General features: G+C 70.6%; 17 protein-coding genes. 3 read left to right on the top strand and 14 right to left on the bottom strand.

The window, feature by feature from the left end; genetic code table 11:
* The first annotated feature begins 10 nt into the window (after positions 1–10).
* Entirely contained in the window at positions 11–841 is an 831-nt protein-coding gene (locus HOV77_RS07425; RefSeq protein ID WP_290859383.1) for an alpha/beta hydrolase, read from the top strand.
* Positions 842–936: 95 nt separating this feature from the next.
* On the opposite strand, the gene HOV77_RS07420 is transcribed toward HOV77_RS07425, so the two are convergent.
* From HOV77_RS07420 to HOV77_RS07385, 8 genes are all read right to left on the bottom strand, one after another.
* Positions 937–1,818 (bottom strand): hypothetical protein, encoded by an 882-nt coding sequence (locus HOV77_RS07420; protein ID WP_290859381.1) that lies wholly within the window; start codon positions 1,816–1,818, stop codon positions 937–939.
* A 150-nt stretch (positions 1,819–1,968) separates the two neighbouring features.
* On the bottom strand, positions 1,969–2,667 hold the full coding sequence (locus HOV77_RS07415; protein ID WP_290859379.1) for a LuxR C-terminal-related transcriptional regulator: 699 nt from the start codon (positions 2,665–2,667) through the stop codon (positions 1,969–1,971).
* Positions 2,664–3,866, bottom strand: a complete 1,203-nt coding sequence (locus tag HOV77_RS07410; RefSeq protein WP_290859377.1) for an ATP-binding protein — start codon at positions 3,864–3,866, stop codon at positions 2,664–2,666. Before HOV77_RS07410 ends, HOV77_RS07415 begins: the two co-directional genes overlap by 4 nt.
* A gap of 79 nt (positions 3,867–3,945) precedes the next feature.
* Positions 3,946–4,536, bottom strand: a complete 591-nt coding sequence (locus HOV77_RS07405; protein WP_290859375.1) for a peroxidase-related enzyme — start codon at positions 4,534–4,536, stop codon at positions 3,946–3,948.
* A gap of 95 nt (positions 4,537–4,631) precedes the next feature.
* On the bottom strand, positions 4,632–4,973 hold the full coding sequence (locus HOV77_RS07400; protein WP_290859373.1) for a cupin domain-containing protein: 342 nt from the start codon (positions 4,971–4,973) through the stop codon (positions 4,632–4,634).
* Between the two features lie 70 nt (positions 4,974–5,043).
* Positions 5,044–7,641, bottom strand: a complete 2,598-nt coding sequence (locus HOV77_RS07395; protein WP_290859371.1) for a GH25 family lysozyme — start codon at positions 7,639–7,641, stop codon at positions 5,044–5,046.
* Complete coding sequence (locus HOV77_RS07390) at positions 7,638–8,204, bottom strand: hypothetical protein (RefSeq protein ID WP_290859369.1); 567 nt, start codon at positions 8,202–8,204, stop codon at positions 7,638–7,640. The genes HOV77_RS07395 and HOV77_RS07390 overlap by 4 nt, the downstream gene beginning before the upstream one ends.
* A 149-nt stretch (positions 8,205–8,353) precedes the next feature.
* The gene (locus HOV77_RS07385) at positions 8,354–9,454 is read right to left on the bottom strand and encodes a hypothetical protein (protein ID WP_290859368.1); all 1,101 of its coding nucleotides are present in this window, start codon (positions 9,452–9,454) and stop codon (positions 8,354–8,356) included.
* Positions 9,455–9,511: 57 nt separating this feature from the next.
* Between HOV77_RS07385 and HOV77_RS07380 the strand changes: the two genes are divergently transcribed.
* Both HOV77_RS07380 and HOV77_RS07375 read left to right on the top strand, forming a co-directional pair.
* Positions 9,512–9,946 (top strand): MarR family winged helix-turn-helix transcriptional regulator, encoded by a 435-nt coding sequence (locus HOV77_RS07380; protein ID WP_290859367.1) that lies wholly within the window; start codon positions 9,512–9,514, stop codon positions 9,944–9,946.
* 49 nt (positions 9,947–9,995) lie between these two features.
* A complete protein-coding gene (locus HOV77_RS07375) occupies positions 9,996–10,268 on the top strand; it encodes a hypothetical protein (protein WP_290859363.1) in 273 nt (90 codons plus the stop codon).
* Positions 10,269–10,289: 21 nt separating this feature from the next.
* Here the strand turns inward: HOV77_RS07375 and crcB are convergent, their stop codons facing one another.
* From crcB to HOV77_RS07345, 6 genes are all read right to left on the bottom strand, one after another.
* Positions 10,290–10,658 (bottom strand): fluoride efflux transporter CrcB, encoded by a 369-nt coding sequence (gene crcB / locus HOV77_RS07370; RefSeq protein ID WP_290859357.1) that lies wholly within the window; start codon positions 10,656–10,658, stop codon positions 10,290–10,292.
* A gap of 70 nt (positions 10,659–10,728) precedes the next feature.
* Positions 10,729–11,076: a DUF190 domain-containing protein gene (locus tag HOV77_RS07365; protein WP_290859355.1), complete on the bottom strand. Its 348-nt coding sequence runs from the start codon at positions 11,074–11,076 to the stop codon at positions 10,729–10,731.
* Positions 11,073–11,573 carry a CrcB family protein gene (locus HOV77_RS07360; RefSeq protein WP_290859353.1) on the bottom strand — a complete coding sequence of 167 codons (501 nt, stop codon included), beginning with the start codon at positions 11,571–11,573 and terminating at the stop codon, positions 11,073–11,075. Before HOV77_RS07360 ends, HOV77_RS07365 begins: the two co-directional genes overlap by 4 nt.
* A 20-nt stretch (positions 11,574–11,593) precedes the next feature.
* Positions 11,594–12,220, bottom strand: coding sequence for a response regulator transcription factor (locus tag HOV77_RS07355; RefSeq protein ID WP_290859351.1), 627 nt, complete (start codon positions 12,218–12,220; stop codon positions 11,594–11,596).
* Complete coding sequence (locus HOV77_RS07350; RefSeq protein ID WP_290859349.1) at positions 12,217–13,377, bottom strand: sensor histidine kinase; 1,161 nt, start codon at positions 13,375–13,377, stop codon at positions 12,217–12,219. The genes HOV77_RS07355 and HOV77_RS07350 overlap by 4 nt, the downstream gene beginning before the upstream one ends.
* A gap of 143 nt (positions 13,378–13,520) precedes the next feature.
* Positions 13,521–15,569 (bottom strand): ricin-type beta-trefoil lectin domain protein, encoded by a 2,049-nt coding sequence (locus HOV77_RS07345; protein ID WP_290859347.1) that lies wholly within the window; start codon positions 15,567–15,569, stop codon positions 13,521–13,523.
* Position 15,570: the final 1 nt, after the last annotated feature.

The raw sequence follows: 15,570 nt of genomic DNA, 5'->3' as shown, positions 1-15,570 counted from the left end.
GTCGGCTCCCATGCATTCGGTGATCACCTCCGACGGGCGCATGCTCGCCGTCGAGGAGTACGGCGTTCCCGACGGCGTGCCCGTGGTCTATCTGCACGGTACGCCGATGAGCCGGCTCGCCCGTCATCCCGACGACCAGATGTTCGCCGACCTCGGCATCCGGTTGATCACCTACGACCGGCCGGGCTTCGGCCGCTCGACGTCGGCCCCCGGTCGGATCGTGGCGGACGCCGCCGACGACGTGGTCACCATCGCCGACACCCTCGGGCTGGCCGGCTTCGCCGTCTTCGGGGTCTCCGGCGGCGGGCCACATGCCCTGTCCGCCGCCGCGGCGTACCCTCACCGAATTTCGCGAGTGGCGACCCTCGCGAGCCTCGCGCCCTGCGACGCGGACGGGCTCGAATGGACGGCCGGCATGACCGCGGGCAACCAGGAGAGCGCGGCCGCCGCTCGCCGTGGCCGTGGTGTGCTGACCGAGCACCTCGAGCGGGCGGCGACCGAGCCGTTGCGCCTGCCGGAGCGTGACCAGGCGGTGCTGGCCGACCCGGCGATCGCGGCGATGGTCCAGCCCGCGATGGCCGAGGCGCTCGCGCCGGGCGTGACCGGCTGGGTCGACGACGTGCTCGCGCTGTACGGCCTGCCCTGGGGCTTCAACCCCCGGACCGTGCGGGTGCCCACCCGCCTGTGGCACGGTGACCTGGACGAACTCGTTCCCGCGGCGCACAGCCGATGGCTGGCCGACCGCATCCCGGACGCCACCCTGGTGATCGACCCGGAAGCCGCCCACGCGGGTCATTTCGCGGCGACCCGCGACGTGCTGACCTGGCTGCGCGGTTCCTGATCCGTCTCGAGCGGCCGGGGTCACGCGTCGAGCCGGCCGGCGTCGAAGGCCGAGCCGAGCATCCGATAGCAGTAGGGCCGTGTGCCTCGGCTCGCTCACTCCGCGGGCAGTCCGGCGGCCTCCATGAGCGCACCCATCGTCTCAGCAGTCAGGGTGCCTCGGATCTGCTCCGGGGGTTGGAGGTCCAGCGCGTCGTAGAAGCGGTCGATCACGACGCCGTACCAGGAACGCGGCATCTCGCCGGGTGACGGCTCCGTGCCCGGATAGCAGATCAGGCTGGGCCGGTCGTTGGCGCCGTATTCCAGGTCGACGGTGACCAGGGATGGGCTGCCGGGATCGGGCCGCCACATCGCCGGGACGAGCTTCGTGATCGGCGCGGAGACCCCGTCGAGATCGACCCGGCCCTGGCGGAAGCTGTGGTCCGGGATGTACCCCTCGCGCCACACCGGGTCCACATCGGTCTCCGGGCTCGCCGGTCCGTGGGCGGGCCGGGCGATCTGGTGCACGTCCGTCATCGCGGCGAGGACCGCGGAGACGCCGGTGGGGTCGCTGCCGAGCGAGGTGAGCGCGACGATCGACGGCGGCAGGTCGACGGGCTCCAGCTGAAGCCACTCGTTGGCGTACTGCGGTTTCCATCCGCGCAGGCGCCGGCCCGGGTCGCCGTCGACCCGTACCCAGACCCGACCCGGAAGGACGAGGAACCACAATGGGAACGGCCTCGGCAACGAGCCGAACGCGTTCACCATCAGCGCGCACCCCGTACGCGCGTCGAAGTTCCCCGACGCCATCAGCCGGAAGGTCCCGGCGGTTCCACCGCCTACTTTGAAGCGGTACGGCCCTGGGAATCGGTACTCGTACCCCAGGCGCCCCTGGCCTCCCCCGGCCGTCGATCGGTCGTGCCGCGGCTCGCAGCCCGCCACGGTAGCGGCGGCCGCAGCCAGCGCGGTCCACATCAGTAGATCACGTCGCTTGGTCATGACGCTGAGACGGCAACGCATGCAAGTTCGTTCGCGCCGTGACGTGCTCGGTGCGTACCCTTGACCGGCGCGTGACCCGTTCGCCGGGCGGTCCATGAGCTCGGGCTGTCCATGAGCTCGGGTCGGCCATGAGCTCGGGTCGGCCACGCGCTATGGCCGGCGGCGTACGCGCCACCAGCCGGTGGTGTCCGTGACGTCCTCCGCCCAGAATTCCAGCAGGTCGCCGGGTGCCAAGCCGAGTGCGCGCTCGATCTCGGCGGCGGTCAGGCTGCGCAACGACTCCGAAAGCGATCTGGTCAGGTCCTGCCAATAGCCCCGCAGGGTGGACTCGCTGACGTACAACTGCTTGGCGACTTGGGCGTACGTCAGACCACGCGCGCGCCCGTGCAGGATCTGGCGCTGACGCTCACTGAGCACGGTGATGCAGTCACGGCGTACCAGCACCTCCAGGATGCCCACGACCGACTGCGGCACGACGGTCCCACCCGCGGCGACTTCGAGGAACATCCGCTGCGCCTGATCCGTCGGCAGCACCTTCGAGACCGTCCCGCTCGCCCCGGCGGCGATGCAGGCCGCCAGCACGAACCGCCGCTCCTCCTGGCTGTAGACGCACACCCGGTAGCCGTGCGCCGTCAACGCGCGGATCGCGGCGATCCCCTGCCGGACGCCGGGCTGCTGCTCGAGGTTGACCAGGTGCAGATCGAGCAGCACGAGGTCCACCGCCGGACTCGCCCGCAAGAGGTCCTCCACGGTCGCGGCGGTAAGAACGACGTCCAGGCCGGCCATGAGCAGACCCAGCGAGTCGCGGATCAACGACGCGTCGTCGACGACGGCGACCGTCGGTCTCATTGCGCACCCGTCTCTCGAACGATCGTCACCGTCGTGCCCTCCCCTTCCGCCGACGCGATCGTCACGTCCAGCCCCCGGCGGTTCAGCTCGCCGATCACGACGTCGCGCAGTCCGACGCCGGGCGGCACCGACTCCGGGTCGTATCCGACGCCGTCGTCGCTCACCGTCAACGCCCATGCGCCCGTCGCGTCCTCATCCAGGTGCACGACGACGTTCTCGGCTCGCGCGTGCGCGCGTACGTTGAGCAACAGGCTCTCCAGCGCCCGCTCGACCGCCTCGGCGTCCGCGCGGGGCAGGCGTACCGCCGCGCCGAGGTCCAGCAGTGCGTCCAGATGCAGGTCCGCGAAACGATCGCAGGTCCGCTCGACCATGGGGGCCAGGGCGATCGGATCGTCGCCCGCTCCCGGCGCGCCGGACTCCGGCTCCGATGATGTGGTACGCCCCCGCAGGTACGCCCGCATCCGTTGCACCTCGACCTCGGCCAGGCCGACGAGGCCGGACCGGGACGCGTCGGAGCCCGAGTGCGCCAGCATCTGCATGACGGCGACGCCGTTGTGCATGAGCACCCGGGCTCGGCGCTCCTCCTCGCGGCGGGCCAGCTCGGCGGCCAGCGCCCGGGAGGCGTCGGCGTCCTGGGCGATGCGCCGGATGTAGTTGAACAACATCCGCGCCACGACGGCGTACACGACGTAGGTGAGTTCGTTGCCGATCGCGGTGGTCGTCATGTGCGTACCGGTGTGGCCGATGAACACGAGATAGCAGACGATGACGCTGAGCATCCCGCCCGCCCACAGCAGGATGCTGCGTACGCCGCTGGCGGTGAGGATGACGGAGAGCGCGTACGCCGCCTGGAAGGCGACCCAGGTTCCGAAGCGCTCCCCCGGCACCAGAACCATCGGCGCGAGCAGCAGGAGCGCGCAGGCCAGCGCGAAGTCCGCAGTGGACGCCGCCGCGCCGAGCGGACGGCGATGGATCAGGCACACCACGGTCACCGCGACGGACGCACCCGCCGCAGCCAGCCAGCACGCCAGATAGGCAGTCTCGTTGGGCGACGTTTCGAGGCCGTCCTGGATCGCGGGGACCATCTGGGCGACGGTCCCCAGCCGCACGCCCGCGATGAAGTAGGTGAACACGCGCTCGACGCCGACCTGGGTCGTCGGCAGATCAGCGACACGCCACCGCGCGTTCCGCCCTGCCATCGTGGCCCCCAAGATGAGCGCTACCGAAGTGCGCCGTCAATCTACTGCACGCGCCGGGGCTCGCCGAGAGTCGATGCGGTTAGTGTTCGGCGGCTCGGCGACCGACCACCATGGACGCGTACAACGCGGGGTCGAACTGCTCGACGATCTCGGTGTCGAGCCGCGCGCCCAGCCCGTCCAGTACGCGGGTGAAGAAGCTGCGGGCGGCCGCGGCGTACACGACGTCGGCGATGTCGCCGTCGGCCAGACCTACCGCGCGCAGCTCGTCGACGTCCTTCTGATCCACCGAGGTGGCGTCGGTGGCGACCTTGGCAGCGAACCGATAAACCGCGCGGTCCTGCTCGTCCAGGCTTTCGCCGTCCGGCGTCTCGGCGATGCGGTGCAGTGAGGCCTCGTCACCGCACACGTCGCGGAGGAACTTCGAGTGCGCGGCGGTGCAATACGTCGACCGCAACGCCCGCGCCGCGGCGATGGTGGCGATCTCGAACCGCCGCCGGTCCATCCCGCCCCGGATCGCGAGATTGAGGGTGTTCCACGCCTGGGCGACCTCGGGACGGCGGCCGAACGCACCCGCGTAGTTCGGCAGGAACCCCCACGCGTCGCGTTGCTGCTGGTAGTACTCGGCGGTGGCGCCGGTCGCGGCTTGCTCGGAGATCGTCTCGATGAACATCACGTCATTGTGCCGGTACGCCGGCCCCGAGCACGTCACCTGTAGGTTTGCGGACAGAGCGAGCAGGTCTCCCGCCGATCAGTGCACATAGAGCTCTATCGGTGGACGATGTCGACGGAGATCTCCACCGCCGGGACCGTCCCCCGGTTCTCGAGCCAATGCAGGGTGGCGTGGTCCTCGGGCCAGCCGACGCCCGGGCCGTAGTCGGTCGCGACGCCGTCCCGGTGATCGGTGATCGTCCCCTGGAGGACGTAGACCGTTCCCGGCCGGCCCCTGTGATCATGAGTGGGACCGAAGACGCCACCGGGCTGGATGGTCACCATGCGCATCCGGAGCTCACGGCCTGCCATGCCGTCGATCTCGGGACCGAGGTCGACGGTGGTCAGCAACTCCACCGTGACGCCTCTCGACTCCGGTGCTACCTGGTCCTCGCTCATCGGGCCGCCCTCCGTGTCCCTCGCGCCTGGTCAGCTCGATTATCCCTGGCAGACGGCCGCCGGCCGGCCGTCACACCAAGTTCGACAAGGCCCGGTAGGTGTTCGGCCCGGGTACGCCGTCGACCGGGCCGGTGTATCCGCCGATCTGCGCCAGCCGCTGCAAAGCCAGGTAGGTCCCCGAGCCCGGCACGCCGTCGAGGAGCCCGGCGTAGCCGGACCCCCGGAGGCACGACTGGATGCCCCGCCAGCTGTAAGGTCCCAGTACGCCGTCGACCGGCCCGCTGTAGCCGCCCAGTTCGGCCAGGCGCTGCATCGCGGCGTACGTGTTGGTGCCGGGCACCCCGTCGATCGGCCCGGCATAACCGAACCGGCGCAGCACGGTCTGCACACCCTTCCAGCTGTTGACGCCCATGATCCCGTCGACCGGTCCGGCGTAGCCTCCGGCGATGGCCAGCGTCTGCAGGCCCTTGTAGGTGTTGGCGCCCGGCACGCCGTCCAGCGGTCCGGCGTACCCGTAGCCCCGCAGCACCGTCTGGACGCCTTTCCAGGTGTTGCCGCCGGGTACGCCGTCGATCGGCCCGGCGTACCCACCGGCCACCCCGATCCGCTGCAGAACCGCGCCGTCGGTGGTCGAGATCGGCCCGGGACCACCGTTGGTCACGCTCAAGCAGGTACGCAGGCCCGCGAAGGTGTTCGGTCCGGGTACGCCGTCGATCGGCCCGGTGTAGCCGTAGTCGGCCGCCAGCCGCTGGAGACCGCTGTATGCCTCCGGCCCGGGTACGCCGTCGATCGGCCCGGAGTAGTACCCGATCCGGGACAGGACGATCTGCACACCCTTCCAGCTGTTGACGCCCATGATTCCGTCGATCGGTCCGGCGTAACCGCCGCGCTGGGCGATCTGCTGCAGAGTCTTGACGTCGGTGATTCCGATGGTCACGTCGCCGGCCACCTGGTTCAGATAGCCACGCAGTCCGGCGTACGAATTGGGGCCGAGCACGCCGTCGACCGGCCCGGCGTACCCGCCGCGCTGCCCCAGGAGCTGAAGTCCCTGGTACGTGTACGTCCCCGGGACGCCGTCGACTGGCCCGCCGTAGAGACCGAGTTGGTGGAGCAGAGTCTGAACGCCCCGCCAGCTGTTGGGCCCGAGTACGCCGTCGACCGGGCCGGTGTAGCCGCCGAGTTGCGCGATGCGTTGGAGGGTGACTCCGTCCGACAGTGAGACGTCGGGCGTCGGATCGGGCACCGGGTTCGGCCCGGCGGGTGGAAGACTCGCCGAGCCGAACGCGTCGGCCCTCGCCAAGTTCATGTCGACGGTGACGCCCTTGACCGAGCCGGAGCTGCTGAACTGGTGGATCGCCCAGGACGGGTAGGCGGAGCCGATTCGCGGGCTGCCGGCCGGCGCGCCGTAGTCGGCGATCCACAGCTTCGCCCCGGTCGCCTGGGTCTGCGCCCACGTACGCGAGGTGAGCAACGCGGAATACGTGTACAGGAACGGCGTCGCACCGAGGCGGGACCGGACGATGCCGATGAAGCTCGCCGTCTGCGCGTCCGTCCACACCGGACTTTGATCGACACCTTCGACGTCGACCATCAGGGGGTCGCCGGGCCGGTAGTCGTGCAGGTGGCTGAGGAAGTAGTCGGCGTCGCCGGACGCCGTGCCCCACCCGGTCATCCAGTAATGGCTCACGAGGAGGCCGGCCGCGCGAGCGGCGTCGACCTGCCGCGCGTAGTACGGCGACGTGTACGGCAGATGCGTACCGTCGTTGGAGCCGCCGGATTTGACGACGCAGAAGCGGAAACCGGCGCTGCGCGCGGCCAGGAAGTCCAGACTGGACTGACTGGTGCCGACGTCGATGCCGTAGATCAGGCTGCCGTCCGGCGGCGTGGGTGCGGGGCCCGGCGCGGGCGGTGCCGACGGCGGATGCGCGGCCAGCCAGGTGGCCACGCCCCGGATGGTGTTGGGCCCGAGGATGCCGTCGACCGGCCCGGTGTAACCGCCGTCGCGGGCGAGGCTCTGGATCGCGCGGTAGGTGTTGGGCCCGGGTACGCCGTCGACCGGACCCGTGTAGCCGTAACCGCGAACGGCCGCCTGTACGCCCTTCCAGCTGTTCACGCCCATGATCCCGTCGACCGGGCCGCTGTAGCCGCCGCGTTGGGCCAGCGTTTGCAGCACCTTCTGATCGGCGGTCGTCAGCGCGTACGGGTCACCGCCCGGCCCGGGAGTACCGGCGTCCGCCATCCGGGAGCCGACGTTGTCGAGTGTCCACCCCAGATAGACGAGCCCAGTCAGCGAGGTGTAGCGGGCGATCGACTGCGTTCCGATGCAATAGCCGCCCGGGCCGAAGTCTTCTCCCCCGGACAGATGCGAGGTGGCCATGAGGCAGCGGGTGCCGCCGCCGTCGAGATCCAGCGCGACATGGCCCGGGTCGCCGGGATCGCCCCACCAGTGGAAGGCACCCCGCGGCGCGGCCGAGTAGTCGTGGTGGTCGGTCCCGGACGCGAGGTACGCCTGGAACGCGGTCGGAGCCGAACCGGCCAGATCGCAGGCGCGGAACAGCAACGCCTGGCACATGCCGGACCAGTTGTAGCCGTTGTAGAAGCCGCTTCCGCCGGCGTCGGTGACGTGCTGACGGGCCCAGGACTCGGCCCCGGCGACGGTTCTCGTCATCGGGCCGCCCTCCGGTTCAGCGGCCCGGCCACTCTCCGGTCCTGAGGCGGGGCCGCTCTCCGGTTCAGCGGCTCGGCCACCGAGAGGTGGGCGACGGCGAGCAGGACTTCGGAACCGACCAATTGGGCGCGCAGAACGGGATCGGCACCGGTGTCGCCGGTCGGCACCGGCCCGACGCGAAGCCGGTCGTCCAGGCGTACGCCGCCCCGGCCGTCCAGTTCGAGATCGACGTAACCGTGCCGGCGGGGCTGCTTGAGCCCGTCCACCGTCTCGAACCACACGCTGCGGTTCACGGCGTCGGCGGAGCTGATCGAGAACCGCACGCGCCCGGCCATCGGCCGTCCGTCGGCGAGCAGCGTGAACTCGACCCCCGTGGCGGGAACCCCACCGGGCTCGGCCGGGCGCCACGCGTACGCCTGCGCCGAGAACCCGCCGTCGAGGTCGGCTGCGGCCGCCACCGCGACGGTGCCGTCGACGTTCAGGAGCAACCCCGGCACGAGCGCGCCCGCGCCGTAGAGCACGGCGCGCCGGGACACGCCTCGATGGACGTCCGATTCGGGCATCCTGCCTCCCCACCCCCGAACCACCCGCGATACCAGCGGAATCCGCTTCATCGTGGCGTTTCGATCGATTGGGGGGACCCCACGAAACCGCGAACTTTCGCGCAGCGACGGCGTACCCGTGGAATGTGCGAATGCCCGGGCGTGAGCGATCAGAGCAGAGTGAGACCGAGGTCGGCCAGGAAACGGGTGAGCGCCACGCGGTGCTGGAGCACCGCATCGGTTTCGGCGGACGGCGGCGCGGCCAGCAGCTCGAACGGCAGTGAGGTGAACGCGGCCCGGGCCACGAGGCTGCCGAGGTAGCCGTAAGCGACCTCGTCGGCGTCGGCGGTGCCACCGTGCTGCCGCAGCCCGGCCAGGAACGCGGGCACGAGCTCGTCGTGGATGTCCGCGAGGAGTCCGGTATGGACGATGCCCGCGTGGGCCAGCCCGATCAGCAGTTGGCCGAGGTCGAAGCCGACGGCGTGCGGGCCCTGGAACGAGATGTCGATCGCGACGAGCGCCTCGGGATCGTCCACCGGAACGAGCAGGTTCTGTGGGCTGGCGTCGCCGTGCGGGATGGCCTGCGGCAGCGCGTCGAGACGATCGAGGATCTCGGGCAGGGCGTCGGCGATCCGCCGGAGGTCGGCCCGCAATGCGGGATCGGCCGCGAGCAGGGGATGTGCCCACAGCTCGTCGTCGGCGAGCGAGGGGACCGCGCCCTGCCGGACCCGTCCGTCGACGTATCCCCGCAGGCCCCAGCCCGGAGCGTGCGCGTTGGCCGCGATCGCCTCCGGCGTACCGCGCAACGCCGCCAGGCCACCGAGCAGGTTCGCGGCGCGCCGGTACCGCGCGAGATCCCAGGTGCTGTCGGCGCAGGCGTCGACGTCTTCCATGTAGACCATGAGCCGGTCGTCGCCTAGGTCGGCGATCCGGTAGAGGACGGGCACGCGCAGGCCGTCCGGCAGCCGCCCGGCGAAATCGTGGTCCCAGGCGGCCAGCTCCTGCCGCCACGGGAACTGCGCGGTGAAGGCGTCGCGGAACTGCGGCGGCAACTGCCCGAGCCGCGGCCAGTGCCGCGCGTGCTGCACCAGCTTGACGAAGACCCGGAAGGTACGCCCGTCGGCGGTGCTGCCGTTCACCCGCACCAGACCGCCGGTGGCGGGCGACCCGGACTCGTACGCGACCGGCCGGCCCTGCCACGTCGCCACCACCACGGGCTCGCCGAAGATCTGCGCCGCGACCTGGGCGACATCGGCGGCTGTGACGTCCATGAGCCCGCTCCCCGCTAGTAAGGCAACCTGACTACTTCGAGATAGTAAGGTAGCCTGATGACCTCCGTCAACGACGAGTCCCGAGGCCACGTGTTCGACCTGCTCGGCGCCGCTCTCACAGTGGCCAGGCGGCAGATGGAGGCCGAAGTCGCGGACGAACCTCAGCACCTCCGCGGTTCGCACCTGCGTCTGCTGTCGCTGACGCCGGCCGACGGCATCCGGCCGACCGAGCTGGCCGGGGTCATGGGCATGACGAAGCAGTCGCTCGGTGAGTTCGTGGCGAGCATGCAGAAGGCGGGCTTCCTCGACGTCAGTCCGGATCCGGCAGACGGGCGGGCCCGGATCGTGCGCCCCACCGCCAAGGGTCTGCGGATGCAGCAGCGAATCCTGGAGATCTTCGCCGGAACCGAGCAACGCTGGCGGGACGAGATCGGCGACCACGACTGGACGATCTTCCGCCGCGTCCTCGCCCGGCTCGCCGCCGAGAAATGAGCGGGCATAGCATGATCCGTAGCCGCCCGCGGCTGAGGAGGTGACCCAGGTGAAGATCGAAGCGATCGACGACGAGCGCCATCTCGTCGAGATCCCCTTCGACGAAGGCCCGGTCGAAGTTCTAGTACGCGCTTCGCCCGCCGCCGTCGCGCAGCTCGCGCCGGACGGCGTACCCACGGTGCGGGTGGTCGAGGAGACCATCGACTTCCTGCTGGCCCGCCAACGCGCCGACGATCTGCCGCCGCAGCTGGACCTCGAGGACGTGCTCCCGGCGTACGAGGGCTTCGAACAAGAGCTGCGCCGCCGTCTCAGCACCCCGTAGGCGACCGTCGCCAGTGGACCGTCAGCCGCCGAGCGCCTGGGCGACCGCCGCTCCGGCGTACGCCGCACCCAACCCGGCGACGACGCTCGCGACCGCGTTGAGGACGGCGAGCGATCGGGCCTTCTCCTGGAACAGTCGCAAGGTCTCGTAGCCGAAGGTGCTGTAGGTGGTGAGCGCTCCACACAGTCCGGTCCCCACCAGGGCCAGCACCGGCGCGGAGGCGTGCAGCGTACTCGCCGTGATCAGGCCGAGGATGAAACTTCCGGTGATGTTGACCGCGAAGGTGCCCCACGGGAACACCGAGTCGTGTCGCGCCTGGACCATGCGGTCGGTGAGATAGCGCAACGGCGCGCCGACGGCGGCCCCCAGCGCCACAAGCAACCAGGTCATGCGATCACCGACCTGCGGCCGGCGCCCGCATGATCAAGACTGAGCTGCCCGATGACCAGCCTGCGGCCGGTCATGCTTTGTCTCCGGGGCGGCCGACGTAGCGGATCACCTCGACGGGGTCGATGATGACCAGGCCTTCGGCGACCAGTTCGTCCAGCTGCGGCAGGAAGCCGCGGACTCGTTCCTCGTTGTCGACGATGACGATCGCGATCGGCAGATCCTCCGACAGCGACAGCAGCCGCGTGGTGTGTACGCGCGACGAAGCGCCGTAGCCTTCGATCCCCCGCAGCACGCTCGCCCCGGCCAGGCCGTACTGATGGGCCCGGTGAACGATCTCGGTGTAGAGCGGCCGGTGGTGCCACTGGTCGTCCTCGCCGATGAAGATGGTCAGCCGGACGGCGGGTCCTTCGATCTTCATGCGTGCTCCCCTGTGCGGCGGCGGGCGGTGAGTGTGCGGGTGACGGTCACACCGGCCCAGGTCGCGAGCAGGGCGGCGATCAGCGTCAGCCCGAGGTACGCCAATGCGGTGCCGGGCCGCCCGCGGTCGATGAGGTGCTGGGCGTCGACGACGTAGGTGGAAAACGTCGTGTAGCCGCCGAGGACACCCGTGCCGAGGAACGGCCGCACGAGGCGTTGAGCAGGCCAGACGTCGGTGACGGCGACCGTGAGCGCGCCGATGAGCAGGCAACCGGTGACGTTGATGGCGAAGACCGTCCACGGGAAGCCGCCGGGCGGCCCAGGAAACACCCCAGTGAGCCCAAACCGCGCGGAAGCCCCCAGAACGCCGCCGAGTGAGATCACACCCAGGACGGACCAGGGCACGCCGGCCGGCCGGCGTCGCCAGGTGGCGAACGGGCCCGGTCCGCTGCGGTCGTCGGCGGATCGAGTCGATACACGGGCGCCGGTGTGGGCCATGTGCCTACTCTACGGCCGCTCTAGCGTGCGGAAATGAGCCCCTGCTGGTACGCGTACCCGACCGCCTGGGCCCGATCGCGTACCCCGATCTTGGCGAGCAGGTGGTTGATGTGGGTCTTCACCGTCGCCTCGGAGATGTAGAGGCGAGCTGCGATCTCGGCGTTGGACAGCCCCTCGGCGATGAGGGTGAGCACTTCCGTCTCCCGGGGCGTGAGCGGGCTGGGCACGGGTGCGGCCACCGCCGACACGAGGTGGTGCTGGACGGCCGGATCGAGGACCGCCTGGTTGTCGCGTACGCGTCGGAGGGCGGCATGGATCTCCGTGCCACCGGCGTCCTTGGTGAGGTAGCCCCTCGCCCCGGCCCGCAGCGCCTCCAGGACCGAGCGGTCGTCGGAGTAGGTCGTCAGCACGACCACCTTGATCTCCGGGTACGCCTCCCGCAGCCGCCGGGTCGCCTCGACGCCGTCGCAGCGGGGCATCCGCAGGTCCATGAGCACGATGTCGGGAGCCAGCTCGGCGGCGAGCGCGACTGCTTCGTCCCCGTCGGCGGCCGTGCCGACGACCTCGACGTCCGGCAGCAGGCCGAGCACCAGGGACAGTCCCTCGCGGACTACCCGTTGATCGTCGGCGACCAGGACTCGGATCATGCGGGCACCCCTAGTTCGACCCGGAAGCCCGCCGGCGTCGACCCGGCCGTCAGCGAGCCGCCGAGAAGTTCGGCTCGTTCTCGCATCCCGGTGAGGCCGTAGCCCTCCCCCGGACGGGGTTGTGCGTCAGCCGGTGGTGGCGAGCCGACGTCCTCGACTACGAGCCGCGCCGACGTCTCCTCGTACGTCAACGTGATGGCGACCCGCTCCGGGCGGGCATGCCGGGTGATGTTCGTCAGCGACTCCTGGGCGACCCGGTACACGGCGACTCTCGCCTCCGTGCCGAGCGGACGGGCCTGCCCGGAAACGGTGTACTGACAAGGAATCCCGTACGCCTCGGTGAATCCGGCGGCGAGCCCGGCGAGCCCCTCCGGGCCCGGCAGTTCGTCACCGCGCAGCATCCCGATCGCCCGGCGAGCCTCGTCGAGCCCGGACTTCGCCAGGTGATGCGCCCGGTCGACCGCCTGCGGCAGACGCGGATCGGCGGGGTCCCCGGCGGCCAGCATCCGCGCGCCTTCGAGCTGCAGGATGAGGCCGGACAGCGAATGGGCCAGCACGTCGTGCATCTCGCGGGCGAGGCGCTGGCGTTCGGCCAGCCCGGCCGCGCGTGCCTCACCGGCTCGGCTGCTCTCCAGCTCGGCGAGGAGCCGCGCGGAGCGCCGGTTCGCCTCGTTGAGCCGCAATGCGAGGAAGAACATGCCGTAGAACGCGCCGATCAAGACCGCGTTGAGCACTCCTTCGGCGATCGAGCGGTGCAGGACGGTCGTCGCGAGCAGACCGAGACAGACGAGCCCGAGGACGGCGAGCAGCGCCGGGGTGCGACCGCGCAGGCGAGGTCCCAGCATCGAGATCCCGACGAAGATCCCGGCGATCGCCACTCCCGCGTGCAGCCACGTCAGGGTGACCGAGGCGGCCAGCAGTGCGACCACGAACACGAGCGGGACCGGCTTCGGCCGCCAGAGGGTCGCCACGACGCCCACGCTCCCGGCGACGAGAACCACGAACGCCAGGCCCGTCAGGTTGAGGCCCAGTCTCGGCATGGCGGCGGCGACGGTCCAGACGACGACGAGCAGCACCGCCGGCACCAGGAGCCGGAGCCAGCGCAGCACCGGTTCCTCCCGGCGCAGCGAGTCGTCGAAGGTGGACGGCGTCACCACGAGTCGACCATACGGCGCGCGTCGGCTGGCCACCACAAGCGGGCGGGCCACCACCAGCGGGCGGGCCACCACAAGCGGGCGGGCCACCACAAGCGGATCGCCGGGCTGCGCAAGCGCGGCCCGGCGATCCCGAGGAGACGGGGCTAGACCGGCACCTTCCAGCGTTGCGCCGCGGTCCCGTTGCAATCCCAGATCTGGAGCCAAGCGGCGTCGGCGGTCGACCCGTTCGGGCTGTCGAGGCAGCGTCCGGACTGCGGATTCAGCAGCGACCCGTTCGCCTGCGGCACCCATTGCTGGCCGCCGACGCCGTTGCAGTCCCACAACTGGACCTTGCTGCCGTTGGCCGTCACGTTGCCGACGACGTCCAGGCACTTGCCGAACGAGCGGGCCGTGCCGTCGGCCCGCATCTCCCACTGCTGCCCCGGTACGCCGCTGCACGTCCACAGCTGCACCTTGTTCCCGCTCACGGGGGTGTTGGTGTCGACGTCGACGCACTTGCCGGCGGTGTCGGGGCCGCCGATCGGCCCGGTCGGATAGCCGGGGAGGTTCCAAACCTGCGGGTAGAGACCGTTGCAGTCCCAGATCTGCAGCCACGCGCCGTTGGAGGTGGAGCCCGCCGGGCTGTCGAGGCAACGGCCGGACTGCGGATTCAGCAGCGACCCGTTGGCCTGCGGTCGCCACTGCTGGCCGCCGACGCCGTTGCACTCCCAGAGGATGACCTTGGTCCCGGCGGCGGTGCCGTTGCCGTTGATGTCCAGGCACTTGCCGTACGCGCGAACGGTGCCGTCGGCCCGGATCGACCAGCGTTGGCCGGTGGCGATCCCGCAGTCCCACAGCTGCACCTTGTTGCCGTTGACGGCGGTGTTGGTGTCGACGTCCACGCACTTGCCGTAGCCTGCCGGGCCGGTGATCTGCCCGACCGGGCCGCCGAGCGTACCGGTGCCGAACCGGACCTGACACTGGTTGCCGGTGAGCTGCGTCGCCGCCAGGTACAGCACCGAGGTGCCGTCCGCCCGGCCGACGATCGGGGAACTGTACCCGGGACACGACGGCACGCCCGCTGCGTACCCGCCGGTGGGGTTGATCGCCACCGGCGCTTCGATCTCGTGCCACGCCCCGACGCCGAGGTTCGTGTTGGCGAACAGCACGGTGCCCGACTCGACCAGGACGGTCTTGTCGCCGGTCGGCCCGGCGACGACCCGTTGACCGGAGAGCAGCAGGGTTCCGTTGGACCCGCCGCCCGGCACCCACGTCACGTACGGCGTGTGCAGCAACTCCCGGCCGTCGGTGGTCTGCACCAGCGTTCCCGCGCTGGACGGATTCCACGACAGCCCGTCGCTGCTCGTCTTGACGTAGACCTCGCAGGCGTGGTCGGGATCGGTCGCGTCCCGGCACAACTCGTACGCCATCAGGAACGTCCCGTTGGGCAGTGGGACGACGATGGACATGCCGGGCCGGGCGAGGTTGTCGGCGAGCGCCACGTCCTGCGTGATCGAGCCGCTCCAGGATGCACCGCCGTTCGTCGACGTGTAGTGCCCGATGATCTGGTTGTTCGTCGCCGTATTGGCCGGACGCTCGTCGGAGATGAAGCAGGCCAGCGTGTTGCTCGGGGTGAGCAGGAACCACGGCTCCCAGATGCCGTGGCCCCAGGTGTTCGGAAGGCCGCTGGTCTGCGTGCAGTTCGACAGGTACTGCCAGGTCAGCCCATGGTCGGTGCTCTTGAAGACCTCGATCTTCTGCGTCGTGTAGTTACCGGGCACCCAGGCGGTCCCGGCGGCGAGCAGGTCACCGGCGTTCAGTCCGGTGACGGTGCGGGGTACCTCGTAGAGCACGGGGGCTTCGATGGACCAGCCCGCGGTGTGCGAGGAGATGCTGGAGATCGGTGCGGCGGTCCAACTCTGACCGCCGTCGGTGCTGCGGTAGATCGGCAGCGTCGTCGGGCCGCCGTGGTTGCGGCGGGCGAACGTGGCCAGCATGGTGGCGCCGGAGCTGCCGTCGTGGTCGAGGCGGACGGCGCGCGGGTAGCTCGCGTCGCCCTGCGGATAGGTGGTGAGGTTGGGCGCGTACAGCACCTGCCCCGCCGGGGCGGCGAAGGCGGGTGCGGATCGGGTCGCGCCGATGGTTCCCGCCACGGCGAGCGTGGCGAGAACCATCGCGACGGCGAGCCCGATCCGTCCGATGCGGACAGACATC

Source organism: Hamadaea sp., from assembly GCF_013362815.1.
In the GTDB taxonomy this organism is placed as follows: Bacteria; Actinomycetota; Actinomycetes; order Mycobacteriales; family Micromonosporaceae; genus Hamadaea.
The sequence above is the reverse complement of the archived record's forward strand: the minus strand, read 5'-3'. Positions and strand labels throughout refer to the sequence as shown.

Bases quoted from the DNA above. Each gene is read 5' to 3' on its own strand.
- HOV77_RS07425 (WP_290859383.1), top strand. From the start codon at position 11: ATGCATTCGGTGATCACCTCCGACGGGCGCATGCTCGCCGTCGAGGAG.
- HOV77_RS07420 (WP_290859381.1), bottom strand. From the start codon at position 1,818: ATGACCAAGCGACGTGATCTACTGATGTGGACCGCGCTGGCTGCGGCC.
- HOV77_RS07415 (WP_290859379.1), bottom strand. From the start codon at position 2,667: ATGAGACCGACGGTCGCCGTCGTCGACGACGCGTCGTTGATCCGCGAC.
- HOV77_RS07410 (WP_290859377.1), bottom strand. From the start codon at position 3,866: ATGGCAGGGCGGAACGCGCGGTGGCGTGTCGCTGATCTGCCGACGACC.
- HOV77_RS07405 (WP_290859375.1), bottom strand. From the start codon at position 4,536: ATGTTCATCGAGACGATCTCCGAGCAAGCCGCGACCGGCGCCACCGCC.
- HOV77_RS07400 (WP_290859373.1), bottom strand. From the start codon at position 4,973: ATGAGCGAGGACCAGGTAGCACCGGAGTCGAGAGGCGTCACGGTGGAG.
- HOV77_RS07395 (WP_290859371.1), bottom strand. From the start codon at position 7,641: ATGACGAGAACCGTCGCCGGGGCCGAGTCCTGGGCCCGTCAGCACGTC.
- HOV77_RS07390 (WP_290859369.1), bottom strand. From the start codon at position 8,204: ATGCCCGAATCGGACGTCCATCGAGGCGTGTCCCGGCGCGCCGTGCTC.
- HOV77_RS07385 (WP_290859368.1), bottom strand. From the start codon at position 9,454: ATGGACGTCACAGCCGCCGATGTCGCCCAGGTCGCGGCGCAGATCTTC.
- HOV77_RS07380 (WP_290859367.1), top strand. From the start codon at position 9,512: ATGACCTCCGTCAACGACGAGTCCCGAGGCCACGTGTTCGACCTGCTC.
- crcB (WP_290859357.1), bottom strand. From the start codon at position 10,658: ATGACCTGGTTGCTTGTGGCGCTGGGGGCCGCCGTCGGCGCGCCGTTG.
- HOV77_RS07365 (WP_290859355.1), bottom strand. From the start codon at position 11,076: ATGAAGATCGAAGGACCCGCCGTCCGGCTGACCATCTTCATCGGCGAG.
- HOV77_RS07360 (WP_290859353.1), bottom strand. From the start codon at position 11,573: ATGGCCCACACCGGCGCCCGTGTATCGACTCGATCCGCCGACGACCGC.
- HOV77_RS07355 (WP_290859351.1), bottom strand. From the start codon at position 12,220: ATGATCCGAGTCCTGGTCGCCGACGATCAACGGGTAGTCCGCGAGGGA.
- HOV77_RS07345 (WP_290859347.1), bottom strand. From the start codon at position 15,569: ATGTCTGTCCGCATCGGACGGATCGGGCTCGCCGTCGCGATGGTTCTC.